Here is a 26,601-nt window from a genome sequence, read left to right as displayed (position 1 = left end):
TCGTTTATTCCCCCGGTGTAGACTTGCGACAACCTTCAGCCGCGAGCCGGTTGAACCATGGACATAAAAGGGAAACGCGATGAGCGAGGAAACGATTCGGTTGGGCCGTGAGCGGCGCTTTCTGGTGCTGTTGGGGATCATCTGCCTGGCGCTGATCGGTGGCGCTCTATATATGCAGATCGTGCTCGGCGAAGCGCCGTGCCCGCTGTGCATCTTGCAGCGCTATGCGTTGCTGCTGATCGCGCTGTTCGCGTTCATCGGCGCGGCCATGCGCACCCGTCGCAGCATCACCGTGTTCGAGGTGTTGGTGGTGATTTGTGCGATTGCCGGGGCCGGTGTGGCCGGGCATCACGTGTACACCCAGTTCTATCCGGCGGTGAGTTGCGGCATCGATGTGCTGCAGCCGATTGTCGATGATCTGCCGCTGGCGAAGATCTTCCCGCTGGGCTTCCAGGTTGACGGTTTCTGCTCGACGCCGTACCCGCCGATCCTTGGCTTGTCGTTGGCACAATGGGCACTGGTGGCGTTCGTGCTGGTGGTGATCCTGGTGCCGCTGCTGACCTCGCGTAACCGAAAAGCACTGCGCTGAGTCAACTAATCGGCTGTCTGGCCGATACAGAAAACGCCTCGATTTGCGGATCAGCCAATCGGGGCGTTTTGCTTTTCACGGTGTTTGTGAAAACACCGTGACGGGTGGCAAGGAAGGGTGTGGCAAGTGTGCGACATGTTGTCACACGCGCCATGTCGCAGGGCCATTGAGTGACGCGGAATCGGCCGTTGTTACAAAAAAGGATTGGTCAGTTTCGGGGTTTTTCGGCTTTAGCACGCGAGTGCCAGAGCAGGCAGTTTTAACAAGCGCGGGTATATGGCCAAAAGCCTTGGGTTATCGGGCTTTGCGCTGTTCCAGCGTTCGGAAATAGCCTTCGGAGCTGTCTGAACTGACGCGGGTACACCTACATTTTTTGGTGTTTTTGTTGAGAATCTATTTCGATAACATGTGGAACTTTTGCAAAAATGGCGATGCATTGTTGCTCGAACGGATAAAAATTATTTCGGGATAAGACATGGTGTATAGGGCGCTACCTATCTACAATCGCCCGCACTGAATTCCCGGCACTGTTCAGCCTTTATTAAGGAACGCTTTTTTATTAAGGCGCTGCGCAGAAAGTCGGGTGTCGAGTGAGTCGAAAGGCTTTCAAGACACCCAGGTGTCGGTGCCTTCCAACTTTCCGCACCAAATGGAATTGGTCTGTAACAAGGCCTTTGACCACGAATTCGAATAAGAACTGACCGCTGTCCCAGGTTTTGTCGAGCGTCTGACGCGCGACGGGCGGCCCTTATTCAATCCAAAGAAAATGCCAACCCTTGGCAGGGTGAAGTGTTGGCGATCAAAACCCAACTGCATTGCGCAAGCTGCTTTAGAGGTCGTGAGATGAGTAAAAACAGGTACCCCAGATTACTAGGCCTAGTGCCGCTGCTCGGCACGTTGTTGCTGGGAGGCTGCAACATGACCTTGCTCAATCCAACGGGCCAGGTTGGCCTGGAACAGCGAAACCTGATCATCACCGCGACCCTGCTGATGCTGTTGGTCGTTGTGCCGGTTATCGTCATGACCTTCCTGTTCGCCTGGAAGTACCGCGCGTCGAACAAGAACGCCGTCTACACCCCGAAATGGTCGCACTCGACCAAAATCGAAGTGGCAGTCTGGACCATCCCGGTCCTGATCATCATTGCCCTGGGTTACATCACCTACATTTCGACCCACGAACTGGACCCGTATCGTCCGATTCAATCCGACGTCAAGCCTGTGACCATCGAAGTCGTTGCGCTGGACTGGAAGTGGCTGTTCATCTACCCGGAACAAGGCATCGCCACGGTCAACAAGATCGTGTTCCCGGCGCACACGCCAATCAACTTCAAGATCACCTCTGACGCTGTGATGAACTCGTTCTTCATCCCGGGTCTGGGCGGCCAGATCTACGCGATGGCGGGCATGCAGACCAAGCTGCACCTGATCGCTGACCGTAACGCTGAAATGGACGGTATCTCCGCCAACTACAGCGGCGCGGGTTTCACCGGTATGAAATTCAAGGCTATCTCCACCACTCAGGAAGATTTCGACGCCTGGGTAAGTGAAGTCAAGAAGTCACCTAAACAGCTTGATCAAGCTGAATACGCGGCCCTTGCCAAACCGAGCCAGAACAACCCAGTCGAGCTCTACTCCTCGGTCACGCCGAACCAGTTCCAGATCATCGTCGACAAGTACGAAGGTATGAAGCCGGGCAAGCCGCTGAAGCACGAGAAGAAAGAGAAAGAAGTGGCGGCCACGGAAATTGACTCGAGTTCGCATTCAGCTGCCGGGGCAGAGGAGTAAACGATGTTTGGTAAATTAAGTTGGGAAGCAGTCCCATTCCACGAGCCGATCGTGATGGTGACCATCGCCATGATCGCCCTCGGTGGTCTGGCGCTGTTCGCTGCAATCACCTACTTCAAGAAGTGGACCTACTTGTGGACCGAGTGGCTGACTTCGGTCGACCACAAGAAAATCGGCGTGATGTACATCATCGTTGCCATGGTCATGCTGCTGCGCGGTTTTGCCGACGCCATCATGATGCGTACCCAGTTGGCTATGGCCACCGAGGGTTCGCCTGGCTACCTGCCACCTGAACACTATGACCAGATCTTCACCGCTCACGGTGTGATCATGATCATCTTCATGGCGATGCCATTCTTCACCGGCCTGATGAACCTTGCAGTGCCGCTGCAGATCGGCGCGCGTGACGTTGCGTTCCCGTTCCTGAACTCCCTGAGCTTCTGGCTGCTGGTTTCCGGCGTAGTGCTGATCAACCTGTCCCTGGGCGTCGGCGAATTCGCCAAGACCGGTTGGGTTGCCTATCCACCATTGTCGGGTCTGCAATACAGCCCTGGCGTGGGCATGGACTACTACATCTGGGCGCTACAGCTATCCGGGTTAGGTACGACGCTAACGGGGGTTAACTTCCTCGCGACCGTACTGAAAATGCGTACCCCTGGCATGAAACTGATGGACATGCCGATCTTCACCTGGACCTGCACCTGGGCAAACGTTCTGATCGTGGCTTCGTTCCCGATCCTGACCGCTACCCTGGCACTGCTGACCCTTGACCGTTACATGGATTTCCACATTTTCACCAATGAACTTGGTGGCAATCCAATGATGTACGTCAACCTGTTCTGGGCCTGGGGCCACCCTGAGGTTTACATCCTGATCCTGCCGGCATTCGGCATCTTCTCGGAAGTGATCTCGGCGTTCACCGGCAAGAAACTGTTCGGCCACCACTCGATGATCTACGCCTCGGGCGCGATCTCGGTACTGGGCTTCATGGTTTGGCTGCACCACTTCTTCACCATGGGTTCGGGTGCCAGCGTCAACGCCTTCTTCGGTCTGGCGACGATGCTCATTTCCATCCCGACGGGTGTGAAGCTATTCAACTGGCTGTTCACCATCTACCAGGGCCGTCTGCGCTTCACCAGCCAGGTTCTGTGGACTCTGGGCTTCATGGTGACCTTCGCCATCGGCGGCATGACCGGCGTACTGCTGGCCATCCCGGGTGCTGACTTCGTTCTGCACAACAGCCTGTTCGTGATTGCGCACTTCCACAACGTGATCATCGGCGGCGCGGTATTCGGTTACATCGCTGGTTTCGCGTTCTACTTCCCGAAAGCGTTCGGCTTCAAGCTGCACGAAGGCTGGGGTAAAGCAGCGTTCTGGTTCTGGATCTCGGGCTTCTTCGTCGCGTTCATGCCGCTCTATGCACTGGGCTTCATGGGCATGACCCGTCGTCTGAACGCCACCACCAACCCTGAGTGGGTACCGTACCTGTACGTTGCCATGTTCGGTGCGGTGATGATCGCTGTCGGTATCGCCTGCCAACTGATCCAGCTGTACGTCAGTGTGCGCGACCGCAACAAGCCAGAGAACGTTTGCGATCACGGTGACCCGTGGAATGCACACACCCTGGAATGGTCGACCTCGTCGCCACCTCCGTTCTACAACTTTGCTGTGCTGCCTAAGGCTGACTGCATCGACCCGTTCACCGAAGCCAAGGAAAACGGTACTGCGTACCAGCGTCCGGCCAAGTACGAGCCGATCCACATGCCGAACAACACCGCCACTGGCGTGGTGATGGGCGCACTGTTGACCGTCTTCGGTTTCGCGATGATCTGGCACATCTGGTGGTTGGCAATCGCCAGCCTGGCCGGCACCGTCATCTACTTCGTGATCCACGCTGCACGTGACGACCAGGGCTATATGGTTCCGGTTGAAACGATCGAGCGTATCGAAGCCGAGCAGCACAAGCGTCTGGTTGCGGCAGGGAAAATCCCGGCCGGTGCCACCCGTGTTGAAACCTCGTTGGAACAGGCTTAAACCATGTCGAACTTAGTGACCAATGTTGGACACGCCCATGGTGACCATGGGCACGATGACCATCACCACGACTCGGGCGAGATGACCGTATACGGTTTCTGGCTCTACCTGATGACCGACTGCATTCTGTTTGCGTCGATCTTCGCGGTGTACGCAGTACTGGTAAACAACGTTGCCGGTGGCCCGTCGGGCCACGACATCTTCGAACTGCCATACGTGCTGGGCGAAACCGCTCTGCTGTTGTTCAGTTCGATCACCTACGGCTTCGCCATGCTGGCGCTGTTCAAAGGCAAGAAGCAGCAGGTTCTGGGTTGGTTGTTCATGACCTTCCTGCTCGGTGCAGGCTTTATCGCCATGGAGATCAACGAGTTCCACCTGCTGATCTCCGAGGGCTTCGGTCCTAGCCGTTCGGGCTTCCTGTCCGCGTTCTTCACCCTGGTCGGTACCCACGGTCTGCACGTTTCGGCGGGTCTGATCTGGATGGGCATCATGATGTACCAGGTCAACAAGCACGGCCTGACGGCGACCAACAAGACCCGTCTGAGCTGCCTGAGCCTGTTCTGGCACTTCCTGGACGTGGTGTGGATCTGCGTATTCACCGTTGTTTACCTGATGGGGACTCTGTAATGGCTAATGCACACTCCCATGACAGCCATGATGCTGGCCACGGCAGCGTAAAGTCGTACGCCATTGGCTTCATCCTGTCGGTGATCCTGACCGTGATTCCATTCGGTCTGGTGATGTACCCGAGCCTGCCGAAGGCCACCACGCTGGCAATCGTTCTGCTGTTCGCAGTAATCCAGGTGATTGTTCACCTGTATTACTTCCTGCACCTGGACCGTTCCATTGCTCAGCGTAACAACGTGATTGCATTCGTCTTTACGGCGATCGTGATCGTGCTGCTGGTTGGCCTGTCGTTGTGGATCATGTTCAGCATCCACACCTACATGATGGCGAAGTGAGGTAAGACCCGATGTCGCTCAAGCACTTTATCCAAATCACCAAACCGGGGATCATTTTCGGTAACGTGCTTTCTGTGGCAGGCGGGTTTTTCCTGGCCTCGAAAGGGCATGTGGATCTGGCGGTGTTTCTGGCTGCCATGATCGGTACATCCCTGGTTGTTGCCTCCGGTTGCGTGTTCAACAACTGCATCGACCGCGACATCGACCTGAAGATGGAACGCACTAAAAACCGAGTGCTGGTGCAGGGCTTGATCTCCCTGAAACTGGCCCTGGTCTACGCGACCATCCTTGGTGTTCTCGGCGTTGCGTTGTTGTACAAGGTGGCCAACCCGTTGGCCGCTTTGTTCGCGGTGATCGGCTTCATCATCTACGTCGGCTTCTACAGCCTGTACCTCAAGCGCAAGTCGGTTCACGGCACGCTGGTGGGCAGTCTGTCGGGCGCCATGCCGCCAGTGATCGGTTACGTTGCCGTAACCAACAGCTTCGACATGGCCGCGCTGACGTTGCTGGTGATGTTCAGCCTGTGGCAGATGCCGCATTCCTACGCCATCGCGATCTTCCGCTTCAACGATTACCTGGCCGCATCGATTCCGGTGTTGCCAGTGAAGCGCGGTATTCAAGTGGCCAAGAAGCACATCCTGCTCTACATCCTGGCGTTCCTTGTAGCGACCTTGATGCTGACCTTCAGCGGTTACGCTGGCATGAGCTATCTCGCGGTGGCTGCGGCCATGGGCATGTACTGGTTGTACATGGCCTGGACCGGCTACAAGGCAGTGGATGACACGGTCTGGGCACGCAAGCTGTTCGTGTTCTCGATCTTCACCATCACTGCGTTGAGCGTCATGATGTCCCTGGACTTCAAGGTGCCTGCAGAGTTGCTGCTGACGTACGCGCCGTAAGGTTCGAGGCTTGAAGAAAAACCCCGCACATTGAGAGATGTGCGGGGTTTTTTGTTGCCTGGCGTAAAGCCCCTCATCGGAACGCCGCCCGCCCGGCCCTCTCCCAGAGGGAGAGGGGGCCGACCGAGTTGTCTTGAATCCGCCGTCGACCTGAAGAATCTTGGCGATTCTGGATTCGGTAGAGCGCTTTCAGGTCGGTGTATCTCGTCAATATCCCGCAATTAGTTCCCTCTCCCTCTGGGAGAGGGCTAGGGTGAGGGTTGCGAGTGGAGTTCAAAACCCCTAGATTTGGATCCAACCCCGACAGTGATATCACCTAGCCATTTTTTCGGTGTTTTACTGCCGTGATTCGAGCTTCTTCATGCACTGATCAAAAGGCTGGGCGAAATGACTGAGAGGATGACCTGCGACGAGCGTTTTATTGCCCTGGCCCAAGAGCTGAACTACGACATCTATGGTGAGAACACCGCCGGCGGCAATTACGCGCCGCTGATCCGTCATCATGATGAGCTGTATATCAGCGGCATGGTGCCGCGCACTAACGGCAAGATTCAGTACCCGGGGCGTGTCGGCCTGGAGCTGACCCTCAAGGATGCGCAAGCCGCCGCGAGCATCAGTGCGATGCGTTGTCTGGCGCTGATTGTTGATGCGGTGGGTTCGCTGGACAAGATCAAGGCGTTGTTGCGGGTCACTGTTTACGTGAAGTCGACGCCGGACTTCGTTGACCTGAGTGAAGTGGCCAACGGTGCCTCGGACGTGTTCAGTCATGTGCTCGGTGATGCCGGCCGGCATACGCGCACTACAGTTGGCGTGTATCAGTTGCCGAAGAACGCAGCGATTGAAGTGGACATGATTGTAGCGTTGCATCCTTCGGATTGAGGTTGGTTTAGCGGCTTGCCCTAACCCTCTCCCTCGGGAGAGGGGACTGACCGAGGTGTGTTGCGCTATACATCGACCTGAGAGATTGAGGCGATTGTGGATTCGGCGCAGTACTTTCATTTCGGTGCATCTCTTGAATATCTCCCGATCGGCTCCCTCTCCCCCGGGAGAGGGCTGGGCGGGCGGCGTTCCGATGAGGGGCGAGGATTTTCGCCTCCTCACGAATCCCAAGCCGGACAACAAAAAGCCCCGCACTGAATCTCAGTGCGGGGCTTTTTCGTACAGCGGCTGCGCTATTACTGCGCGGCGATGCTGTAACCATCAAACGCAGTCTGCTGTTGCAGTGCGGTGATGATGTTCTTGCGGTTTACCGCCTGCTCGGTACCCGCGTTGTCGACGAAGACTTCGCTTTCCAGCTCCGCTTCTTCGCCTTCACCGACGAAGGTGAAACCGAGGAACTCCAGCGCTGCACGGTCTACGTTCAGACGCGAGCGTGGCGTGCGCAGCGGCAAGGTCACGCTGATGCCGTCCTTGCTGATGGTGAAGATTTCGACTTCTTTCTTCTTCGCAGCCTTGCTCTTGCCGCCGCTCGGATTGCTGATCGCCTGGTGGGTCTGGTTCAGCACCTTGAGGGCCAGGCCATAAACGATTTCCTGGAACGCCGGATCGTCCTTGAAGCTGGACAGAATGCGGCCGATCGAGAACTTGCTGCTGAGGTCTTCGAGAGCGGCGAGGTCCGCCGCTTCGGCATCTTTCAGCGCCTTGAGTTCGCCCATCAGCTCGTAGGCCTTGTCGTCATCGAAGCTGTCGTGAGCCTGACGGATCGCCGCGCGCAGCTCGCGGATCTGGTCGCTTTCGCGGGTCGACTGGAACGCGTCCAGGACCATCTCGCTGATGATTTTGGCTTGTGGCAGGTGTTGTGAAAGATTGATGGAGTTTTCGTATTCCGCTTTGGACGATTCGGTGACTACGGATTCAGCGGTGTTGAAATCGGACATTGAAATTTCACTACTTTTTAACTTGAGTGGAGATGAGAAAACCCAAGGGCTTTTTCAGGCCGACTAATTTAGGGGAGCGGGGCGGCGTTGTCACGGAGCAAGGGGCCGGCGGTCTCAACTATTTGCCGGGGCTGTTCAAATTCATTGAACGCATCATCCACTGTTCGGCGGTTTGCTGATCCGTCGGTAGCGAGAAGCGGAACGTCGCGCCGCGCTCGCTGACCTCCAGCAATTGAATGTCTCGCCCATGCAATTGCAGGATGCGGTGCACGATACGCAGGCCCAGCCCCCCGTCACGCCGTGCGCCACCGATATTGAACGGGCGCAGGAACAGGCCTTCGCGCAACTCGGGAGCGATACCGGGGCCGGTGTCACTGACCGTCACGTCGACCAAAGCCCCTTGGGGTTTCAGATCGAACTCGATCTCGCCGCCCTGAGGTGTATGCCGTAAAGCATTGTCCACCAGATTGGTCAGCACTCGTTCGATCAACCCGAGGTCGGCGCAGACCGTTGGCAGGTTCGGCACAAATTGGGCCTTGAGTTCGACCTGCCGCGCTTCCGCCGTCAGTTCGAATTTCTGGAAGATGTCCTGCACCAGATCGATAAGCGAAAAACGCTCCAGCACCGGTTGTACAAAGCCGTGTTCCAGTCGCACCAGTTCCAGCAGCGATTGCGCCAGACCGCCGACCTTGCGGCTCTGATCCAGAGCGATGCCGAGATAGCGGCGGCGTTCTTCGGCCGACAGCGTGGCGTCTTTCAATTGCAGGGTTTCCAGATAACCGTGCAGCGAAGCCAGCGGAGTGCGCAAGTCATGGGAAATATTCGCTACCAACTCGCGGCGCTCCTGATCCTGTCGCGTAAGCGAGCGCCATTGTTCGCCGAGGCGATTTTGCATTTGCCGGAACGCTGCATCGAGCAGGGCGATTTCGTCCGGATCGGCGGTTTTATCCACAGGTGTCGTGAGGCGCTGAGGTGACGGCGCCCCGTCAATGTCGAAGCGGCTGACGGTTTCGGTCAATCTGCGCAGTGGCCGGGTGATCAGATTGAATGCTGTCAGGCCGGCGATCAGGCACAACAAAGCGACCAGTCCGATTGAAAGCAATGCGGTGTTGAGTGCGGCGCTGGTGGCGCCTCGTTCGGCATAGCGATCATGAGCTTCGCTCAGCAGGACTACGTACAGATAGCCGGCGGCTTTGCCATTGACCTGCAATGGCGCGGCGCTGAACACCTTGCGCCCATCAACACTGCGCGGGTCATCGCCGAGGATCGGCAACGGCCCGTCATTGAGCAGTTGGCGAATCGGCACCAGATCGATCTGCTGGCGGCGTATCCGCCCTTCGGGCGCAGCACTTCCGACAATCCGCCCCTCGGTGTCGAGCAGATACACCTCGACACTCGGGTTGACCAACATCAACTGGCTGAACAGTTCGCGCACGGCACCGGGCATCAGACCGTTGCTGTCCATCAGCACCGTGTCGTGGGCGATGTGTTGTGCCAGATCTCGTGACAGGCCTTGTACCACCTCCAGCTCATGCATGTGACTTGAGCGCACCTGCAGCCATGCCGATGTGCCGCAGCACACCAACAGCAGCACGGCGAATACCACGGACAGGCGCTGCGTCAGGGTCAGTTTCATGGCTGCTCGGTACCGAATTTATAGCCACGACCCCACACGGTGAGGATGCGAGAGGGCTGGGCCGGGTCTTTTTCGATCTTCGCCCGCAGGCGATTGATGTGGGTGTTGACCGTGTGTTCGTAACCTTCGTGGCTGTAACCCCAGACCGCGTTGAGCAGGTCCATGCGCGAGAAAACCTTGCCCGGTTGGCGGGCGAAGAAATACAACAGGTCGAACTCCCGTGGCGTGAGGTCCATACGCTGAGCGTCGAGGCTGACTTCGCGGGTGATCGGATCGATGGTCAGGCCATCGAGGCTCAAACTGCCGGCGTCCATCTTCAGATTGCGTGCCATGGCATCGACACGACGCAGCAGGGCTTTGACCCGAGCCACCAGTTCGAGCATCGAAAACGGCTTGGCAAGGTAATCGTCGGCGCCCAGTTCCAGACCAAGGATGCGGTGCAATTCGCTGGAGCGGGCGCTGGTGATGATGATCGGTGTGTAACGCGCCATCGCCCGGGCACGGCGGCAGATTTCCAGACCGTCGACCCCCGGCAGCATCAGGTCGAGGATGAGTGCATCCCAGTGACCTTGCTGCAGCAGGCGCATGCCCTCGTCGCCGTCGGCGCTGTGTGTGACCTCGAATTGTTCGTCCCGCAGATGCAGGCAAATCAGGTCGGCGATGTGTTGGTCATCCTCGACCACAAGGATGCGTTTGGTCTGTTCCATGAAGCTCAATCCTTCGGCGCGATAAGCGCATTGTGCGGGTTTTCCTCCGGGCGAGTTATCACGAATTCGTTAACTCCCCGTGAGGATTTGGCGATCAATCCAAGCCTAGGCTGTGTTCCATGAAGGGCATCTGGAATTTTTGGAGACGGCCATGTTTTCACGGCGGCAGATTCTGTTAGCGGGCGGCGGGCTGGGCGTTGCAGTCCTGGTCGCGGGTGTATTGCCAAAATTGTCGACTGCCACGGCAGTGATCAGCGAGGCCCATGCGGACGAGGCGTTCGAGGTGACGCACAGCGACAGTGAATGGCACTCGATCCTGAGCGACGAGCAATACCAGATCCTGCGTGAGGAAGGCACCGAACGGGCTTACACCAGCGCGCTTAACAACGAACACCGCACTGGCACGTTTGCCTGCGCCGGCTGCGATCTGGCGCTGTTTTCATCCTCGACCAAATTCGACAGTCGCACCGGCTGGCCGAGTTTCTGGGCACCACTGGAACACGCGGTGGCGACACGTCAGGACCGCTCGTTCGGCATGTCCCGCGACGAAGTTCACTGTCGCCGCTGCGGCGGTCATCTGGGTCATGTTTTCGATGACGGTCCCAAGCCCACCGGCCTGCGCTACTGCATGAACGGCCTGGCGATGACCTTCCAAGCCGTGGCGGCTTGAGTCATGACCCGCTCGCGATCTTCACTTCAGACAGGACGAATTTATGTGGCTCTTGGTTCTCGCTTATCTCGGTGGTGTGCTGACGATCGTCAGCCCGTGCATCCTGCCGGTGCTGCCTTTTGTCTTCGCTCGCACCGGTCAGCCGTTTATCAAAAGTGGCTTGCCGCTGCTGGCGGGGATGGCGGTGACCTTTGCGCTCGTCGCCTCATTGGCAGCGGTGGGCGGCGGTTGGGTGGTGCAAGTCAATCAGTACGGGCGCTGGCTCGCGTTGCTGTTCGTTGCCCTGTTCGGGCTGACCTTGCTGCTGCCGCGTGTAGCCGAGCGTCTGACCCGGCCGCTGGTGTCGGCCGGCAGTCGTCTGTCGGAGGCCGCCGGGCAGGACAATCGCCCGCGTCCCGGCGCTTCGTTTCTGATCGGGGTCGCGACGGGGCTGCTGTGGACACCTTGCGCCGGGCCGATCCTGGGGCTGATTCTGACCGGCGCCGCGTTGCAAGGGGCAAGCATCGCCACCACGCTGTTGTTGCTCGCCTACGCGGCGGGTGCCGCCACCTCGTTGGCCGCGGCGCTGTTGCTCGGCGGTAAGGTTTTTGTGCTGATGAAGCGCTCGATCGGTACCGGTGAGTGGATTCGTCGTGGTCTCGGCGCCTTGATGTTGGCCGGCGTCGCGGCCATTGCACTGGGGCTCGATACCGGGGCCCTGGCACGGTTATCGACGGCGTCTACCGGAGGTCTGGAACAGGCGTTGGTCGGCAAGCTTTCGACCCGTTCTGCCCGCGCAAACGGCACGATGATGACGCAGGTTCCCGCTGAGGAAGGCGCTGCGAACGGCAGCATGATGGCCGCTGGCGGTGCGATGAAAATGGCCGCGAAGGCGCCGGGGACTTTACCGGTCGAGGGTCAGTTGCCGCCGCTTGACGGCGCCGTGCAATGGCTCAATTCACCGCCGTTGGATGTTCAGGCATTGAAAGGCAAAGTGGTACTGGTGGATTTCTGGACCTACTCCTGCATCAACTGTCTGCGCACTTTGCCGTACGTCAAAGCCTGGGCTGAGAAGTATCGTGATCAAGGTCTCGTAGTAATCGGTGTACACGCACCGGAGTTCGCCTTCGAACGTGATGTGGGCAACGTCACCAAAGCCATGAAAGAACTGGGTATCAACTACCCGGTCGCCATCGATAACGACTACAGGATCTGGCGTGCTTTCAACAACGAATATTGGCCGGCACATTACTTTGCCGACGCTCAGGGACGGATTCGTTACCACCATTTTGGCGAAGGGGACTACGCCGAGTCGGAACGCGTCATACAACAGTTGCTGCGTGAAGCAGGTGCGAAAACCGTGGCCGATGGTTTGATCGACACAGATGCCAAGGGCGTGCAACTGGCGCCGGACATGAATGAAGTGCAGTCACCGGAAACCTATGTCGGCTACCAACGTGCGGAACATTTCGTACCGGAAACCGGCCTCGTGCCTGACAAGGTCGCATCCTATAACCCGCCAGCCAAACTGACCCTGAATGACTGGAGCCTCGGCGGCCAATGGTCGGTGGGTGCTGAGCGCGCCACGGCCAGTGCGCCGGCCAGTCGCATCGTTTATCGCTTCCATGCCCGCGACTTGCATCTGGTGCTCGGCCCGGCAGCGGACGGCAAACCTGTGCGCTTCAAGGTGATGATCGATGGCCAGATTCCGGGCAAGGCCCATGGCGTCGATGTCGCTCCTGACGGCACTGGCCGTGTGACCGAACAGCGCTTGTATCAACTGGTGCGGCAAAACGACGGCGTGCAGGACCGAACCTTCACCATCGAATTTCTCGACCCGGGCGTATCAGCTTACGCCTTTACCTTCGGTTGATCAGGAGTCCTTGAAATGAAAATCACATGGCGTCGCGTGTTGTTGGGAGTTGCAGTGGCCGGAGTGATTGGCCAGGTTTCGGCGTTCTCCTTTGGGGGCGAGGATGCTGTGCTGATTCCGCCACCAACTCTTGATGAAGTGACCCAGGCGCACAGCGAAACCGCAGTGTTCGCCGGTGGTTGCTTCTGGGGTGTGCAGGGTGTTTTCCAGCATGTCAAAGGCGTGCAGAAAGCCGTCTCGGGTTACGCCGGCGGCGCGGCCGGCACGGCGGAATATGAGCGTGTCAGCGAAGGCGATACCGGCCACGCAGAATCCGTGCAGGTCACCTTCGACCCGACTCAGGTGAGCTATGGCAGCCTGTTGCAGATCTACTTCTCGGTGGCCCATAACCCGACAGAACTCAATCGCCAAGGCCCGGACAGCGGCACGCAATATCGTTCGGCACTGTTCCCGGTCAACGCCGATCAGTTGAAGGTCGCGCAGGCCTACATCGCCCAACTGGATGCAGCTCACGCCTACAGCAAACCCATTGTCACCAAACTTGAAAGCTTCAACGGTTTCTATCCGGCAGAGGACTACCACCAGGATTTCCTGACCGAGCACCCGAGCTATCCCTACATCGTGATCAACGACATGCCGAAGGTGGCGAATCTGAAGCAGGTGTTCGCGCAGCGCTATCAGGAAAAACCGGTGTTGGTGAAGGACGGGTCTTGATCAAGGCTCGTTATTTGAGCCTCGGTCGCTCCATGGCAATCACTGACGTCTCGAAACCCAGGCAGGCAAAAAATGCCTCGGCTCCTTCTCGCCCGGCACGCAGTACCCAGGTGATGTCGGGGTTATCGCCCATGACATGTTTAACCAGTCTGCGGCCAATGCCTGCGCGCCGATGCTGGCCATCGACCACGACCATCGAAAGATAGCCGTTGCACAAACCATCGCTGATGCCTCGGGCGAAGCCGACGACCTGGGTGTCGTGCAGGGCAATTACCGTGCGTTGAGAGTTCTGGATGAGTTGCGCGAAATGTTCGCTGGAACCGGTTCGGTGAGCCCAGCCGTTTTGGCCGAGGAACAGTCGTACCGGCTCCACTTCGTCAGGCCGCAGGTCGCGTACGCTCAGATTGTTATTCATCTACGGTTCGACTCCTTGTCGGTTGTCGCTCGATATCATTATCTGCCCCACGTCTGCATCGCAAATTCGACGAAGCGGCGCAGCTTTGGCAGGCGATAGCGATCCGGCGCATAAAGCAAATGCAGGGGACGGCTGGGCGGTTGATAGTCGGGAACGACGGTCACCAGTTTGCCGTCGCGCAGATCCTGTTCCACCAGCGCATCGGGCAGCATCACGATGCCCATGCCGGTGCGTGCGGCCTGGTGCAACCCGGCGGAAGTGTTCATCAGCATCGGCCCGCTGACGTCGACGAGAATTTCTCCCTCCGGGCCGCTGAGGCGCCAGCGTTTTTCCACCGATTGCCAATCGTCGCCGGCAGGGTAGGCGAACGACAGGCAGTCGTGTTGTTGCAAATCTTCAGGGGTTTGCGGCATGCCGCGCCGGGCCACGTATTGCGGGGAGGCACAGACAGTCAGTGTGTAATCGATCAGAGGACGGGCGATCAGGTTTGATTCTTCGAAATGGCCCAGCCGAAAGGCTACGTCGAGGCCGCTTTCCAGCAAGTCTGGACGACTGTTGGTCAGCACCACATCCATTTTGACCTGCGGATATTGCAGGGAAAAATCGCTGAGCGCCGGTGCCAGGCGTTCTACGCCAAAGGTCAGTGGCGCGGTAATGCGCAACAGGCCACGGGGCTCATCGAGTGCTTGTTCCGCCAGGCGTTCGGAGTCAGCCACCAGTCCCAAGACATCCAGACAACGCTGGTAGTAAACGCTGCCGAATTCGGTAAGACGCTGGCGTCGAGTCGTGCGCTGCAACAGTTGCACACCGAGCCGCTGCTCCAGCGCGCGCAGGTGATTGCCAACCATGGTCGTCGACATGTCGCACTGCAACGCGGCCGCCGTCATGCTCCCGGCTTCGACGACTTTGACGTACACGCTCATCGACTGGAACAGGTCCATTATCAAGCTCAGCTTTTAAATGAATGAAGTTTTGCCGAGTTTATCCAGTTTCGGTGGTTAACCATACTGCCAGCACACCGATCTTCACTGGAGTTTGAAGTCATGACCGCCGCCCTGATGAACACCTACCAACCGCTGGCCCTGAGTTTCACTAAAGGCCTGGGCACTCGCCTGTGGGATCAGGCCGGTCGCGAGTATCTGGATGCGGTTGCCGGTGTGGCGGTGACCAACGTCGGCCACTCGCACCCGCGGATCGTTTCGGCGATCAGCGAGCAGGCCGGGTTGCTGCTGCACACGTCGAATCTGTACAGCATCGACTGGCAGCAACAATTGGCCAAACGGCTGACCGGGCTGTCGGGGATGGAGCGTGCGTTCTTCAATAACTCTGGCGCCGAGGCTAATGAAACGGCGCTGAAACTGGCGCGTTTATACGGCTGGCGCAAAGGCATTGAGCAGCCGCTGGTAGTGGTCATGACCAACGCGTTCCACGGCCGCACACTTGGCACCTTGTCGGCCAGCGATGGCCCGGCGGTGCGCCTGGGTTTCAACGAATTGCCGGGTGATTTCCTCAAAGTGCCGTTCGGTGATCTCGCAGCGCTGGAACAGGTGCAGCAAAAACACGGTGAGCGGATCGTGGCGATTCTGGTCGAGCCAATCCAGGGCGAAAGCGGTGTGCAGCTTGCGCCGCCGGGTTACTTGAAAGCGTTACGCGAGCTGTGCAATCGCCATGCGTGGCTACTGATGCTTGATGAAATCCAGACTGGCATCGGCCGCACCGGCCGCTGGTTTGCGTTCCAACATGAAGGCATCGTCCCGGATGTCATGACATTGGCCAAAGGACTGGGCAACGGTGTGCCGATCGGCGCGTGCCTGGCCCGGGGCTGGGCGGCGGATCTGTTTACGCCCGGGAGCCATGGAAGCACTTTCGGCGGCAATCCGCTGGCGTGCCGGGTCGGTTGCACGGTGCTGGATATCATCGAAGAACAGGGCCTGCTGGAAAACGCCCGGGTTCAGGGTGAGCGTCTGTTGACTCGGCTGCGTGCAGAGCTGGCGGACAATCCCAATGTGCTGGCGATTCGTGGTCAGGGCTTGATGATCGGTATCGAGCTGAAACAACCGGTGCGTGATCTAACGCTGATCGCGGCGCGGGATCACGGGCTGTTGATCAACGTCACGCGTGGCAAGACGATACGGCTGCTGCCACCGCTGACGATTGATGAGCGTGAGGTGGAGATGATTGTCAGAGGTGTGGGGCGAGCACTGATTGCGCATTGATCGCTGGCAAGCAGCACGGTGGGAGCGAGCCTGCTCGCGAAGGCGGACTATCGGTCGACATCTCTGCTGGATAATCGACCGCTTTCGCGAGCAGGCTCGCTCCCACATTTTCGGTGCAGGCCTTAGTCCGGATAATCCGCCAGATCCGGCGCCAGCATCCGCGTCTTCGCCTTGCCATTCGAATTGTGCTGAATGATCTCGCGCGGCTGCCCCAGCTCATTGAAAAACACCTGACCGATCCCCGCTGAGTTCCATAGGCGTTCGCCAGCCTCAGCATGTTCAGGCGTGTACGGCACGATGCGCATGCGGCGGCGTTTGGTAAACCAGTTCAGCGGTGACCGTGGCGAATAGAGCCAGCGGTTGAGGCGGTCGAACCATTCCAGCAGGGTTTTCGGAAACTCGTTTTTGATGCCGCTGCTGGTGATCTGCCAGATTCGCGGCCCGGCCTTGCGGTGTCGGATAAGCACTTCGTAGACGAAGGAATAATGCACATCGCCCGACAGCACCACGTAGTTACCCGGTGTGCGCGAGTGGCGGAAAATATTCAGGATCACCTGCGCCGCACCGCGATGGGCCATCCAGTTTTCCGCGTCGACCAGCAGCGGATAACCGCACCAACTGAAAACCTTCTGCACGGTTTCAATCAGCTTCACGCCGAAGATCGGCGCCGGGGAAACGATGATCGCTGACGGGTGATCGAGCAGTTCCTGTTGCAGTTCGCTCAGCGCCTCCCAATCGAGCAGGCCCGAGGGTTGCTTGAGCGCCATCTCACTGCGCCAGCGGCGGGTACGGGTGTCGATGACTACCAGCGCCGGACTGCTCGGCAGGACGAAATGCCATTGCTGAAAGCGCAACAAATCATTGATCAGAGCATCCTGCACCGGGCTGTCGAGGTACTGATCATCACCGATGGCGCTCAGCCCCAGTGTTTTCTCCAAGACATCCTTGAAGGCATCGGGATTGTTGCCCCAGCCCTGACACAACATATAGGCGATCAACGCGTTGCCGATGATGCGTTTGGAGAACGGATGGCCGTAGGCCGTTTCCTCCCATTGCGCAGACAGGTTCCAGTCATCGGTGATGTCGTGATCGTCGAAAATCATCAGGCTCGGCAGATGCGCCAGCGCGCGGGCGACCTTGTCCAATCCAGCCTTGAACGCGTCGATGCGAGTCTGTTCGAGGGTGTAGCGCTTGAGGCGTTCGGGCGTCAGTTCAGGCGCTTGCGGATTGATCAGCGACCAGGCCGTCGGCGACCACACCAGCAAGTACATCGCCATGACTTCGGCGAAGGTCACCAGGTGATTGTCAGCGCTGCTGCTGGTGAAAATCGGCTTACGCGCACCGCCGAAAAATCGCTCGCGCAATGTCTCGTTGCTCTCCAGCGCCGGTAACAAATCCGCACGGTGGTAGTAACTGGCCGGGTGTTCGTAGAGCTTGGCGCTGTCGCTGACTACCGCGCCTTCGAGGTGTTCGTCGAACAGGCCGAGCCTTTCGATCAGGGCATGAATCGCCCGCAGCATCGGACCAGCCACATCGTCGGCGTAGATCTGGTCACCGCTCATCATCAACAGGGCCGGACGTTGTTGCGGGTCGGTTGCCGTCGCCAGCAATTGGTCGACGCACAGCAAGCCATCCGCCGCCGGGTGATGCGGTTTGCGGCAGGAGCCGTGTAGCAGTTGATCGATCCGCGAGCGCAGAACGAAGTTCGGGCTGGTCGCATCGCCGTACAGCAGATGCGGCGCCCAGTCGGCGATGCCCTCAGCGTTGTCGATCAGCAGGTCATAGGCGATATGCGTATCGCAGGGCAGGGTGTTATCGAGAGAAACATCGATGAGATGAACAAACGCCTGACGGCCTACCGGGATAACGTTGCATTTCTCTGCGTCGAGAGGAATGTCTCCTACACCTTGCAGGCGTAAGGTCAGCGCCAGTGGCCGTGTGCCGACCAGCCACATGACCACGCGCGTTGGCTCAAGCCGTCGCAGCAGCGGGCCGGCCAGGACAGGAGGCAGCGGGATCAGGTCAGCGGGTGTCGAAGACATTGAGGGCAAAGCTCAAGGCGCACAGGCCGGCGATGATAGCGCAGGCGGCGCCTTGAACCCTTAAATCAGCCTTAAGAGTCGGCTTTTTGCAGTTTCAGCGCCAACAAACGCCATTGAGCAGGCAGCGCGTCAACTCGCGGCTGCTCTTGCACCGAGCAATCGAAACGGTAGGTGACATCGTCGCCGTTCATGTTGCGCGCGGTGACGGTGTTGTTGAAGGTGTAGACCTGATCCTTGAAGCGGTGGCTGACCAAGGCTTTGCTGTCAGCAAAACGCGCCGACGCGGGAAAGCGCAACGTGCTGGTCACAAACGGGCTGCACATGACATACGCAATCATCGACTTGTCGGCCTGTGCGTCGCCGCGCAATTTCTTGTTCAGCGCTGCCAGGGCCATGCGACCGTCATAGTCGCTTTGATCCAGCACGGTCTGTAACCCGATCGATTTCGGCGCCCGGCTGGCGTAGTTCGGCAGCAATGCGGAATCGGGAGGAGAGGGCGTGTCGTCCGGCTCGATGGCAGCAAAAGCCGGCGCATCTTTCAGTTCGGCGGCGGGTGTGACTGCCTCGGCTTCAGGCAATAAAGAGCTCGGCTCGGTGACCTGCGTGTTTTCGGCCTGCGGCGCTTCGTAGTCATGCGACGAAGGAAACAACGACAACGTGATCGACAGCACCACCATCGCCACAATGAAGCCGCCCGCAGCACCCACGATGTTGCCGTAGAAAATATTCCAGCTGCCGCGGTTCTTGACCACCCAGCGCCACATGAACCCCCACACCGCGACAAACGCCAGAAAACGCAGAAACTCCATTTGATCCTTTCCTTAAACCTTCCAAACCTGAAATCAACGCACGCCCAAGGTGAGCGCTGACGATGGGCGGCAAGATAACAAAACAGACGTGTAATGCCAGTGACGATAGCGGTGCTCAGTGAAAATTGAGCGCGAAAAACGCCAGCGTCGTCACACCCGCAGCCAAGCCACAGATACCAGCGAAAAATTGCCGGGCCAACGGATGCTCTGGCCGAGGGCGCCTGACCAGCCACATCCAGACGCCCGCCAGCACGCCGAACGTGGTGATCATTTGCAACACGCTACTGGCCAGGTTTTCGGGTGAGGGAGGCACGTGCGCCGGGAAAAGGCTCGAACAGATCACCGAAAAAATCATCGCTACGATGAAGCCGCTGGCGGCACCCGCCAGGTTGGCGAGGATCAGGTTCCAGGCACCACGAGTCTGCACGACCCAAGCCCAAACGGCTGCCCAGACGAAAAAATACAACACGGCCATCAAGGTGTTTCTCCCTCTGAAAATTGGCTCCATCGAGGCGTTGGCGACCTCGTTACTGGCAGTGGACGGCAAGATAGCAAAATAGTAGCTTCGCGCCATCGCTCTTATCTGTAATGGACTACCTATGCCTGTCAGAACTCATTTTTTGCGCCTTTTCTGCGCAATCACAATTGCCGTCGCAATAACCCCCGCATTCGCCGCCGTGCAAGAGCACCCGGAAAACAGCTGGAAGTATTACGCCGGCAACTGCCAGCGCGTGCTGGAAAAAATGGCCGACGTACAAAGCGGTCGGACCACGGCCTACGACGTGATGTTTGCCCTGGAAAGCAACCTGCAGATCATGAATGAACACCGCTCCAACCTGACGCCCAATCACTTGGGCTCGCGAGAATTCGCTGAATGCGAAAACTTCGCGGGCCAGGCTGAATCAATCATTGCCCAAGGCAAAGCCGAGTTCGCCGCGAAAATGCAAGGCGCTGCGGAGGAAGGCCGCATCGCCCACCAGAACTCCCCCGAATACCAACGCGCCCGCGCCCTCGGCTACAGCGACGTCGGCGACATCTCCTTCCTCAAACTGCATGAAGACACCGACGGCGAAGCACGCCTGAAAACCATGTTGATCACCGTCGACGAAATCTGCGGCCAATACTTCCGCGCCACGCAATACGTGAAACCGTATGTGATCTATACGGTCCGGCCTTCTGACGGCGGCTGTGGCGAAGTGAAGCGCGTCGCGGTGGTTGGCGGCCGATCAGTGGAGAAGGGCGATTACATTGATGAGAAGGGCGAATTTCAGTATCTGGGCTGGAAAAAGCTTGTCGGCGCCGATGGCTTCCCGACGGATATCCGCGTGCTGAAAGCCCGTCGTTGAACCAAAGAAATACCGGGATGTTTTCTTGAAGATGAGGATGGACAGATGATCGACTTCAACAACAAAGGCTTCTTCAAACTCAAGCAGAACGACGAGTACGCCGAACGTGTAAGCGCGCTGCTGCTGGATGGCGAAGAAGTGATCGACTCTTACAAGGCCATGCGTGACGGCGTGGTGTTTACCAACAAACGCATCATCGCGGTCAACGTTCAGGGGATTACCGGCAGCAAGAAGGATTTCACGTCCTTGCCGTACAAGAACATCGTCGCCTACTCCGTGGAAACCTCGGGCACGTTCGATCTGGATTCGGAGCTGGAGATTTACTTCTCGTCACTGGGGAAGGTGAAGTTCGAATTCACCGGGAAGACGTCGATGGTGGAGATTTCCAAGTACATCTCGAAGCATCTGCTGTAACGGCGCTGCTGATCACAAGATGTCTTTCAAGTAACCCTTGAGTGCAAGGAGCGGCTGATCCAGCTGCTCCAGCGAACGCGCCTTGCTGAATTCAGCGGACAACTTGTGCAACTCGCGCCCCAGCGGTTTCTCGACGCCGCCCAAGGCATTCATCGCCAGGCCAAGGCATTGATTCATCTTGAACTGAATGGTCTCGACATCCCCGCGCCGTACCAATAGTTCGAAAATGTCTTTCTGGTAATCGCCCATGATCATGTCATCCCGCAGGATCGGGCTCAGGCCTTCTTCCTCGTAAGCGAGTTTGAGGGAGAAAAGGGCGACTGTTTCCAGTGACGTTTCCATGGGGTGCCTTTAGCGATGTCCGTCAGTGTGAGAGTTGATGACTGGAGGCACCACCGTTAGGTGCAAGATGCGCTGGGCTGCCTTCAGAGTGGCGGGATTATACGGAGCGGGATCAACAAGTGCAGCCCAAAGGCGAGGCCGGGCACACTGAAGCCGATCAATAACCTTCACGGGATTAAGCGGAATTTCCATCGGAGGTCGGCGAGTATTATGGTGAGCCTTCACACACTCGACGTTAACTGTTGGATACGAATGGAGTGACGACCATGGAATACGACGACAAACTGATGGAAGACGCCGTGCTTTCCCTGTTGGCAGCACTCAGTTCCGACGACGGCAATGCCTGGAAAGGATTCGATTTCGACATCATGAACCGATTGCATGAGCAGGGTTTCATCAGTAACCCGGTGAACAGGAACAAGTCGGTCTGGTTGACGGAGGAAGGGCTGGAGCGGGGGCGGGCGATAGCGGCGCGGTTGTTTAGGGGAAATGCTCAGGCTGAGACTGCAAGCGACTCCGACACCTGAGTCCGTGCTATGTCACGTGCGACCCGCGCAGTGGTGAGCGTTCTGCATTGCGCGAGCACTTTCCGACAGACGAAAAAAAAGGCCTTGCTAAGCAAGACCTTTCTTGATTTTGGTGTCCGAGGGAGACTCGAGGGTTCCATATACTACGTGGCTTGCAGGCAGATTATATCCTCGGGGATACATAGCGGGATACAAGCTTTTCTCTGTTGAGTACTGACTATAAGAAGAAACCACGTTTTTCCTCAAGCCGCAGCCAATCGAAGCTCTACTCAGCCAAGCTGTATCCGATCCGCCAGCTAGCTGGTAGCTTCGCATTGCCATCACTCGGCTAAACGTCTGAAATTAGTTCTCAAGGAAAACCGTCATGCTAGAAGCGTTGCTGGAAAAAGGATTTTTGCCTCGAGAGTTACCGCCTTTGTTCACCTCAAAAACCCTAGGCGACGTAGCGCGAGTAACGAGCAAATTGCCGGACAGCTTGACAAAGGCTCAGACAAATTGGACGCAGCCGATGCACCATAATTTGTCACGGGTTGGCGGGCTACGTCGACGTTTAACTATCCCCAACCCTGCCAACTATTTTCGGCTTGCAAATGTTTTTGCTGTTAATACTGCTCAGTTGACTGCTGAGTGGGCAAAATCACCTTTTTCTCATACCCGACCACATTATGACCCCCAGGGAGTGAGAGCCATCGCATCGAGTTTGGCGGATAGAGCAACTGCGCGTGCTCACACCCGTGTTGGGGCAAGGTACATTTTGCGTGCAGATATCTCGCAATTTTACTCATCGATCTATACGCATACGATTCCATGGGCGTTGCATACTAAATCTGTAGCGAAAGCAAAATTTAGAGACCTTACCCTTTGCGGGAACGTGATTGATAAAGAGCTACAAGCATGTCAGTCAGGTCAGACTAAAGGAATTGCGATTGGGCCGGATACTTCACTTGGCATTTCCGAGCTTTTACTGAGCTCGATTGATGCTAGTTTGGCCTCTGAGTGCAAAATAGTCGGAGGTGTAAGATTTATTGATGATATCGAGTTTTCTTTTGCGACATTATCGGATGCTGAACACGCACTTATTATGCTGGAGGCTCAGCTGTACGAGCGGGAGCTGCAATTAAATGGAAATAAAACAGCAATTTTTGAATTGCCGAGTGAACTTGAATCTGTTTATGTTAGTAAGCTCAGACCAATAATTCCTGCGGATGGTGCGTCTGCGCCTGAGTGGATTGATTATTTCAATCGAGCTTTTGGTCTTGCACGACAACATCCAACTGAAGGCGTACTTAGATATAGTGTCGCCGCATTAAAGAGTGTGACAGCTTCTCAGATTCAATGGGGGTTGGTTCAAAATTTATTATGGCAGTGTATTGCGCTCGACCCAGGTTGTTTGCGTCTTGTTATCGATGTTTTATTGTTGAACAAAGAAAGCGGCGGACATTTTATTGATAAGGGAATAGCGTCCAGGGCAATTAACGCATTAGTGCAAGTTAGCGCTCCAGTTGGTCATGGAAGTGAAGTTGTATGGAGTATTTGGGCATGTATGCTGTTAGGTCTGAAGTTAACTGAGGCTTCGCAAGAATTTATCGCTCGTATGGATGATGGATGTGTTGCTACAGCTACAATGCAAGCTAAAGTGATGGGGGTTTTTGATCCGGGCTTTACTTCTGTTTTGTGGGAAGGATGGTTGGTTGATGACTGTTTCGAGCAAGATCATTGGCTGTTTGCGTATGAGTGCTATCGCCGTGATTGGCTACTACATTTAGTTAATGTTTCTAATATAGTTGTTGATCCTGTTGCGATTTTGTTTAAAGGTCTTGGTGTGACGTTTCTAGATATTGATGCTCCTGAAACATATAAGCCAGTTCGCGTTACAAGCGATGGTGATGATGGAGGTTATTGAATAGTCGGCCCTCATTACGGCGCTGGGGACCCTGTGAGCTTTCGATTGGTACGGGGTCGGAAACCCGCAGGACTGTGTTAGTGGGAGGATTTCAAAGTTACTGAAATTTCAGGCATTGAAATCGAAAGAATTCTGCTGAAAAAAGGCCATCGTTACCGCAGCGGTAACGATGGCCTTTTGTGTTGATGATTATGGACACCTTGGACCGTCAACCAAGTCAACCTGTCAACCAATGTACAAAAATCAGCCACTGCCAAGATCACGCGGGTTTTGTGCCCCGTGTCTTTCAGATTTGCTCAGGGTCCCCGGCGACTTTCCGAGACACTGTGCATTTGCACTGGTGAACGATGTGTTCACCCGGTTCACCTGTTCACTAAGCTGGGCACCTGTCCGCTAACAAAGTCCGGCGGGTTTCCGACCCCGTGTCTCAATGAAAACCTCAGGGGCCCCCGGCAGATCGCGGGAGATGCGCCTAAAGTTCGCTGGAGGGGGTTGTGCTACCGGGGAGCGGGGCTCATATCTGTTCTAAACGCGGTGTAACTCGTGTAACTCGTGTAACAAGCATTTCTAACTCATTGTATCTATTGGGTTTTATAAGAGTTACACCGTTTTGACACACCAATTTTTAAGCGTGTAACTGAGTCAAGTCGTGTAACAGTTGCAAATTAAAGCAGGGTGCTCCAACTGGTTGATCGCCCGATAGTATGGTTAGCATTCCCTCCTACCCGATTCGCTGCCGGCGCTCGGCGACCAGCGCCCTGACCGTTAACTCCAAATTGTCGGTCTTGCGCAGTCGGGCAGTGGACCCTGATGGCAACGCCCACTCTTCCCTGTGCGGCGCCATATCGTCGCCTCCACACGGACGGTGCGTCTCTCCGGCTCCGCGCTAGCGACTGGTGCCATCGCAAAATATCAAATGTAGGAAATTCGCATTACCAGAATCCATGGGATCCGAACCTTATTCATTGATTCACCATTTGAATGTGATGATCTAGAATAACGATTGGATTGCGAAGCTTGATCATCAAATTTGGAGAGGGACGTGTCACCGAACGCATTACAGCTCACTGCCCTTTCACGGTTATTTTCCCCCGGAGTATTCCGCGATATTGCGCGGAAGGGGCAGTCAGCAATGTTTTCTAGACTTTTTCGCCAAACAGAGCTAGCAACTGTCGACGGAAATACTGTGGCAGATGCTTTTGATAACGCGTTTGCGATCTTACGACATACTGGGTTTCGAGATGAATATGTTTATCGAGCAGCATTAACTCAAAATGTATTACTCGGAACACATTCCCTAAACACTGCTTGTATGCTGACCGAGTTCCGCGCCGGAGCATGCAAGGCTGATCTCGCTATTTTGAACGGAACCTCGACCGTTTATGAAATAAAGTCTGAGCGGGATACGCTAGCCAGGCTCGATAATCAAATAATTAATTATCAAAAAGTTTTCGCAAAAATATATATTGTTGCAAGTGAGTCGCACATCCCAAGCTTGATTGATAGCACTTCAAGTGGGGTGGGGATTTTATGTCTGAATAAACGAAATCAAATTACTAGAGTGCGTGAGTCTTCTAATAATGTTAAAAATGTTTGCCCTGTAACGATTTTCGAATCTCTTCGTACAGATGAGGCTCGTATTATTTTGGATAAGCTTGGAGTGATAATTCCCGACTTGCCAAATACTATGATACGCAGGGCGATGCGAGATCACTTTTCGAAATTACCGCCTGAAGACGTTCATTCACTCATGGTAAAAACTTTAAAGCGAACACGCACTCTGGCTCCCCTTAATAAATTCGTTGGTCAGTTACCTCCGTCTCTACGCGCCGCTGCTTTGTCAGTAAACATCCGAAACACAGACCACACACGGATGATTCAGGCACTCAGCACCCCCTTACGTATCGCCATGGACTGGAAATAGACTCAATGTACTATCCTTACTTTCGCGGTAAACAATACGAATTGGTTTCAATTCGTGATAATGCTGAACTGATAGCAGCCTCTAACTTTGTGCCGATCATCGAACCCGTCCGCGAAGCCTTAGCTGGGCTGGAGAAAACATTGAAGGCGGTTTGTGATCAGAACGGAAGAGCGGTAATTGTGGTTAATCCATACCACGGCGACCATAGGGATAATGCAGCCGGTATTACGGACTTGGTGAGAAAGTATGCGGACAAACAATCCATTGAGGTTGGGATCTTACTTAAAGAGGATATGGGCGTAGCTGAAGCAATAGATCTTAGTGAGCGATACCGCGAGCATCGGATAAATTTCATTCATGCAGGCTTCACCCAAGGTAAAGAACTAGCTTTCGAGTTTGGTGGAAAATTAGCTGCGACACGTAACATATTCAATGAGAGTTACTGCCAAAAAACTTACCGCAAGCACTTCAGTGGAAGTGAACGTGTGCTTTTACGGGATGGGTTTAAGCGTAGGCGCAACCGGGATTATCCTGCGGTAGAAATATTTTCTGATCTTAATGTCACTTACGAAGACGAAGGCATGAATGGGTTTGGTGACTTCTCAATAGTTGGCGACGGATATTCAGAGTCAGGGGGGCCTGCTTACGCGGTAGCTATACATCTGACATTTATAGATCCCGATCAAGATGACGCAATGTTTATTTATCATTTCGTCTCGACAAGTCAAGATACGCCAACTGACCCGGCTGGAAAGTTTGCGGAGGCTTTGGACAAGCTGATGATGAAGTTAGACTCGGGACACTCGAAGCTTTACGAGACAGCAGCCATTGGAGAACTGCGGAAGCTTCATGCTCGGGGTCACTTTCCGGGATTGGGATATTTAAAAAAGATTTCACTGAATCATCATGTTGAGACACTTTCTAAATTCCTTGGCTGA

At 56.0% G+C, this 26,601-nt stretch carries 26 protein-coding genes; 17 read left to right on the top strand and 9 right to left on the bottom strand.

Annotation, left to right across the window (positions count from 1 at the left end; genetic code table 11):
- Nucleotides 1-79: 79 nt before the first annotated feature.
- From CLU80_RS07820 to CLU80_RS07785, 7 genes are all read left to right on the top strand, one after another.
- The gene (locus CLU80_RS07820; RefSeq protein WP_025109264.1) at nucleotides 80-589 is read left to right on the top strand and encodes a disulfide bond formation protein B; all 510 of its coding nucleotides are present in this window, start codon (nucleotides 80-82) and stop codon (nucleotides 587-589) included.
- 843 nt (nucleotides 590-1,432) lie between these two features.
- Nucleotides 1,433-2,374, top strand: a complete 942-nt coding sequence (cyoA, locus tag CLU80_RS07810) for a ubiquinol oxidase subunit II (protein WP_007916947.1) — start codon at nucleotides 1,433-1,435, stop codon at nucleotides 2,372-2,374.
- A gap of 3 nt (nucleotides 2,375-2,377) precedes the next feature.
- Entirely contained in the window at nucleotides 2,378-4,408 is a 2,031-nt protein-coding gene (gene cyoB, locus CLU80_RS07805; protein ID WP_007916945.1) for a cytochrome o ubiquinol oxidase subunit I, read from the top strand.
- A gap of 3 nt (nucleotides 4,409-4,411) precedes the next feature.
- The gene (gene cyoC, locus CLU80_RS07800) at nucleotides 4,412-5,035 is read left to right on the top strand and encodes a cytochrome o ubiquinol oxidase subunit III (RefSeq protein ID WP_034156084.1); all 624 of its coding nucleotides are present in this window, start codon (nucleotides 4,412-4,414) and stop codon (nucleotides 5,033-5,035) included.
- Nucleotides 5,035-5,370 carry a cytochrome o ubiquinol oxidase subunit IV gene (cyoD, locus tag CLU80_RS07795; protein ID WP_007916940.1) on the top strand — a complete coding sequence of 112 codons (336 nt, stop codon included), beginning with the start codon at nucleotides 5,035-5,037 and terminating at the stop codon, nucleotides 5,368-5,370. Before cyoC ends, cyoD begins: the two co-directional genes overlap by 1 nt.
- A gap of 11 nt (nucleotides 5,371-5,381) precedes the next feature.
- Nucleotides 5,382-6,269, top strand: a complete 888-nt coding sequence (gene cyoE / locus CLU80_RS07790; RefSeq protein ID WP_007916939.1) for a heme o synthase — start codon at nucleotides 5,382-5,384, stop codon at nucleotides 6,267-6,269.
- 387 nt (nucleotides 6,270-6,656) lie between these two features.
- Complete coding sequence (locus CLU80_RS07785) at nucleotides 6,657-7,148, top strand: RidA family protein (RefSeq protein ID WP_099757128.1); 492 nt, start codon at nucleotides 6,657-6,659, stop codon at nucleotides 7,146-7,148.
- 296 nt (nucleotides 7,149-7,444) lie between these two features.
- Here the strand turns inward: CLU80_RS07785 and CLU80_RS07780 are convergent, their stop codons facing one another.
- From CLU80_RS07780 to CLU80_RS07770, 3 genes are all read right to left on the bottom strand, one after another.
- Nucleotides 7,445-8,146 (bottom strand): hypothetical protein, encoded by a 702-nt coding sequence (locus CLU80_RS07780; protein ID WP_007949995.1) that lies wholly within the window; start codon nucleotides 8,144-8,146, stop codon nucleotides 7,445-7,447.
- A 118-nt stretch (nucleotides 8,147-8,264) separates the two neighbouring features.
- Complete coding sequence (locus CLU80_RS07775) at nucleotides 8,265-9,782, bottom strand: sensor histidine kinase (RefSeq protein WP_099757127.1); 1,518 nt, start codon at nucleotides 9,780-9,782, stop codon at nucleotides 8,265-8,267.
- Complete coding sequence (locus CLU80_RS07770) at nucleotides 9,779-10,489, bottom strand: response regulator transcription factor (RefSeq protein ID WP_093430669.1); 711 nt, start codon at nucleotides 10,487-10,489, stop codon at nucleotides 9,779-9,781. The genes CLU80_RS07775 and CLU80_RS07770 overlap by 4 nt, the downstream gene beginning before the upstream one ends.
- A 151-nt stretch (nucleotides 10,490-10,640) precedes the next feature.
- On the opposite strand from CLU80_RS07770, the gene msrB reads away from it, so the two are divergent.
- Genes msrB through msrA form a run of 3 tightly spaced genes read left to right on the top strand, consistent with a single transcriptional unit; the run spans nucleotide 10,641 to nucleotide 13,725 of the window.
- A complete protein-coding gene (gene msrB, locus CLU80_RS07765; protein ID WP_093430668.1) occupies nucleotides 10,641-11,159 on the top strand; it encodes a peptide-methionine (R)-S-oxide reductase MsrB in 519 nt (172 codons plus the stop codon).
- Between the two features lie 43 nt (nucleotides 11,160-11,202).
- On the top strand, nucleotides 11,203-13,011 hold the full coding sequence (locus CLU80_RS07760) for a cytochrome c biogenesis protein DipZ (protein WP_099757126.1): 1,809 nt from the start codon (nucleotides 11,203-11,205) through the stop codon (nucleotides 13,009-13,011).
- A 15-nt stretch (nucleotides 13,012-13,026) separates the two neighbouring features.
- On the top strand, nucleotides 13,027-13,725 hold the full coding sequence (gene msrA / locus CLU80_RS07755; RefSeq protein WP_099757125.1) for a peptide-methionine (S)-S-oxide reductase MsrA: 699 nt from the start codon (nucleotides 13,027-13,029) through the stop codon (nucleotides 13,723-13,725).
- A 10-nt stretch (nucleotides 13,726-13,735) separates the two neighbouring features.
- On the opposite strand, the gene CLU80_RS07750 is transcribed toward msrA, so the two are convergent.
- Nucleotides 13,736-14,140 (bottom strand): GNAT family N-acetyltransferase, encoded by a 405-nt coding sequence (locus tag CLU80_RS07750; RefSeq protein ID WP_099757124.1) that lies wholly within the window; start codon nucleotides 14,138-14,140, stop codon nucleotides 13,736-13,738.
- A 38-nt stretch (nucleotides 14,141-14,178) separates the two neighbouring features.
- Complete coding sequence (locus CLU80_RS07745) at nucleotides 14,179-15,081, bottom strand: LysR family transcriptional regulator (RefSeq protein ID WP_093430664.1); 903 nt, start codon at nucleotides 15,079-15,081, stop codon at nucleotides 14,179-14,181.
- A gap of 102 nt (nucleotides 15,082-15,183) precedes the next feature.
- Between CLU80_RS07745 and CLU80_RS07740 the strand changes: the two genes are divergently transcribed.
- On the top strand, nucleotides 15,184-16,356 hold the full coding sequence (locus tag CLU80_RS07740) for an aspartate aminotransferase family protein (protein WP_099757123.1): 1,173 nt from the start codon (nucleotides 15,184-15,186) through the stop codon (nucleotides 16,354-16,356).
- Nucleotides 16,357-16,478: 122 nt separating this feature from the next.
- Here CLU80_RS07740 and CLU80_RS07735 read toward each other — a convergent pair whose 3' ends face one another.
- The 3 genes from CLU80_RS07735 to CLU80_RS07725 all read right to left on the bottom strand — a co-directional run bounded on the left by CLU80_RS07735 (nucleotide 16,479) and on the right by CLU80_RS07725 (nucleotide 19,781).
- The gene (locus tag CLU80_RS07735; protein WP_099757122.1) at nucleotides 16,479-18,398 is read right to left on the bottom strand and encodes an alkaline phosphatase D family protein; all 1,920 of its coding nucleotides are present in this window, start codon (nucleotides 18,396-18,398) and stop codon (nucleotides 16,479-16,481) included.
- Between the two features lie 71 nt (nucleotides 18,399-18,469).
- Complete coding sequence (locus CLU80_RS07730; RefSeq protein WP_093430661.1) at nucleotides 18,470-19,207, bottom strand: hypothetical protein; 738 nt, start codon at nucleotides 19,205-19,207, stop codon at nucleotides 18,470-18,472.
- A gap of 115 nt (nucleotides 19,208-19,322) precedes the next feature.
- On the bottom strand, nucleotides 19,323-19,781 hold the full coding sequence (locus tag CLU80_RS07725; RefSeq protein WP_286079714.1) for a hypothetical protein: 459 nt from the start codon (nucleotides 19,779-19,781) through the stop codon (nucleotides 19,323-19,325).
- 25 nt (nucleotides 19,782-19,806) lie between these two features.
- On the opposite strand from CLU80_RS07725, the gene CLU80_RS07720 reads away from it, so the two are divergent.
- Entirely contained in the window at nucleotides 19,807-20,553 is a 747-nt protein-coding gene (locus CLU80_RS07720; RefSeq protein ID WP_099757120.1) for a hypothetical protein, read from the top strand.
- 45 nt (nucleotides 20,554-20,598) lie between these two features.
- Nucleotides 20,599-20,967: a PH domain-containing protein gene (locus tag CLU80_RS07715; protein WP_034156100.1), complete on the top strand. Its 369-nt coding sequence runs from the start codon at nucleotides 20,599-20,601 to the stop codon at nucleotides 20,965-20,967.
- A gap of 12 nt (nucleotides 20,968-20,979) precedes the next feature.
- On the opposite strand, the gene CLU80_RS07710 is transcribed toward CLU80_RS07715, so the two are convergent.
- The gene (locus tag CLU80_RS07710; protein ID WP_099757119.1) at nucleotides 20,980-21,309 is read right to left on the bottom strand and encodes a hypothetical protein; all 330 of its coding nucleotides are present in this window, start codon (nucleotides 21,307-21,309) and stop codon (nucleotides 20,980-20,982) included.
- 266 nt (nucleotides 21,310-21,575) lie between these two features.
- Between CLU80_RS07710 and CLU80_RS07705 the strand changes: the two genes are divergently transcribed.
- From CLU80_RS07705 to CLU80_RS07690, 4 genes are all read left to right on the top strand, one after another.
- Nucleotides 21,576-21,836 carry a DUF6429 family protein gene (locus CLU80_RS07705; RefSeq protein ID WP_099757118.1) on the top strand — a complete coding sequence of 87 codons (261 nt, stop codon included), beginning with the start codon at nucleotides 21,576-21,578 and terminating at the stop codon, nucleotides 21,834-21,836.
- 364 nt (nucleotides 21,837-22,200) lie between these two features.
- Nucleotides 22,201-23,739: an RNA-directed DNA polymerase gene (locus tag CLU80_RS07700; RefSeq protein WP_099757117.1), complete on the top strand. Its 1,539-nt coding sequence runs from the start codon at nucleotides 22,201-22,203 to the stop codon at nucleotides 23,737-23,739.
- Nucleotides 23,740-24,781: 1,042 nt separating this feature from the next.
- Complete coding sequence (locus tag CLU80_RS07695; protein ID WP_099757116.1) at nucleotides 24,782-25,663, top strand: sce7726 family protein; 882 nt, start codon at nucleotides 24,782-24,784, stop codon at nucleotides 25,661-25,663.
- A 5-nt stretch (nucleotides 25,664-25,668) separates the two neighbouring features.
- Complete coding sequence (locus CLU80_RS07690; protein ID WP_099757115.1) at nucleotides 25,669-26,601, top strand: sce7725 family protein; 933 nt, start codon at nucleotides 25,669-25,671, stop codon at nucleotides 26,599-26,601.

The organism is Pseudomonas sp. 29, assembly GCF_002754355.1.
GTDB lineage: Bacteria > Pseudomonadota > Gammaproteobacteria > Pseudomonadales > Pseudomonadaceae > Aquipseudomonas > Aquipseudomonas neuropathica.
Note: the sequence above shows the minus strand (reverse complement) of the source record. Positions and strands in the feature narration are given on the sequence as shown.

Bases quoted from the DNA above. Each gene is read 5' to 3' on its own strand.
- CLU80_RS07690 (WP_099757115.1), top strand. From the start codon at position 25,669: ATGTACTATCCTTACTTTCGCGGTAAACAATACGAATTGGTTTCAATT.
- CLU80_RS07785 (WP_099757128.1), top strand. From the start codon at position 6,657: ATGACTGAGAGGATGACCTGCGACGAGCGTTTTATTGCCCTGGCCCAA.
- CLU80_RS07775 (WP_099757127.1), bottom strand. From the start codon at position 9,782: ATGAAACTGACCCTGACGCAGCGCCTGTCCGTGGTATTCGCCGTGCTG.
- CLU80_RS07710 (WP_099757119.1), bottom strand. From the start codon at position 21,309: ATGGAAACGTCACTGGAAACAGTCGCCCTTTTCTCCCTCAAACTCGCT.
- CLU80_RS07770 (WP_093430669.1), bottom strand. From the start codon at position 10,489: ATGGAACAGACCAAACGCATCCTTGTGGTCGAGGATGACCAACACATC.
- CLU80_RS07730 (WP_093430661.1), bottom strand. From the start codon at position 19,207: ATGGAGTTTCTGCGTTTTCTGGCGTTTGTCGCGGTGTGGGGGTTCATG.
- CLU80_RS07740 (WP_099757123.1), top strand. From the start codon at position 15,184: ATGACCGCCGCCCTGATGAACACCTACCAACCGCTGGCCCTGAGTTTC.
- msrB (WP_093430668.1), top strand. From the start codon at position 10,641: ATGTTTTCACGGCGGCAGATTCTGTTAGCGGGCGGCGGGCTGGGCGTT.
- CLU80_RS07700 (WP_099757117.1), top strand. From the start codon at position 22,201: ATGCTAGAAGCGTTGCTGGAAAAAGGATTTTTGCCTCGAGAGTTACCG.
- cyoA (WP_007916947.1), top strand. From the start codon at position 1,433: ATGAGTAAAAACAGGTACCCCAGATTACTAGGCCTAGTGCCGCTGCTC.
- CLU80_RS07820 (WP_025109264.1), top strand. From the start codon at position 80: ATGAGCGAGGAAACGATTCGGTTGGGCCGTGAGCGGCGCTTTCTGGTG.
- cyoB (WP_007916945.1), top strand. From the start codon at position 2,378: ATGTTTGGTAAATTAAGTTGGGAAGCAGTCCCATTCCACGAGCCGATC.
- CLU80_RS07735 (WP_099757122.1), bottom strand. From the start codon at position 18,398: ATGTCTTCGACACCCGCTGACCTGATCCCGCTGCCTCCTGTCCTGGCC.
- CLU80_RS07745 (WP_093430664.1), bottom strand. From the start codon at position 15,081: ATGGACCTGTTCCAGTCGATGAGCGTGTACGTCAAAGTCGTCGAAGCC.
- msrA (WP_099757125.1), top strand. From the start codon at position 13,027: ATGAAAATCACATGGCGTCGCGTGTTGTTGGGAGTTGCAGTGGCCGGA.
- CLU80_RS07715 (WP_034156100.1), top strand. From the start codon at position 20,599: ATGATCGACTTCAACAACAAAGGCTTCTTCAAACTCAAGCAGAACGAC.
- CLU80_RS07705 (WP_099757118.1), top strand. From the start codon at position 21,576: ATGGAATACGACGACAAACTGATGGAAGACGCCGTGCTTTCCCTGTTG.
- CLU80_RS07720 (WP_099757120.1), top strand. From the start codon at position 19,807: ATGCCTGTCAGAACTCATTTTTTGCGCCTTTTCTGCGCAATCACAATT.
- cyoE (WP_007916939.1), top strand. From the start codon at position 5,382: ATGTCGCTCAAGCACTTTATCCAAATCACCAAACCGGGGATCATTTTC.
- cyoC (WP_034156084.1), top strand. From the start codon at position 4,412: ATGTCGAACTTAGTGACCAATGTTGGACACGCCCATGGTGACCATGGG.
- CLU80_RS07725 (WP_286079714.1), bottom strand. From the start codon at position 19,781: ATGGCGCGAAGCTACTATTTTGCTATCTTGCCGTCCACTGCCAGTAAC.
- CLU80_RS07760 (WP_099757126.1), top strand. From the start codon at position 11,203: ATGTGGCTCTTGGTTCTCGCTTATCTCGGTGGTGTGCTGACGATCGTC.
- CLU80_RS07750 (WP_099757124.1), bottom strand. From the start codon at position 14,140: ATGAATAACAATCTGAGCGTACGCGACCTGCGGCCTGACGAAGTGGAG.
- CLU80_RS07780 (WP_007949995.1), bottom strand. From the start codon at position 8,146: ATGTCCGATTTCAACACCGCTGAATCCGTAGTCACCGAATCGTCCAAA.
- cyoD (WP_007916940.1), top strand. From the start codon at position 5,035: ATGGCTAATGCACACTCCCATGACAGCCATGATGCTGGCCACGGCAGC.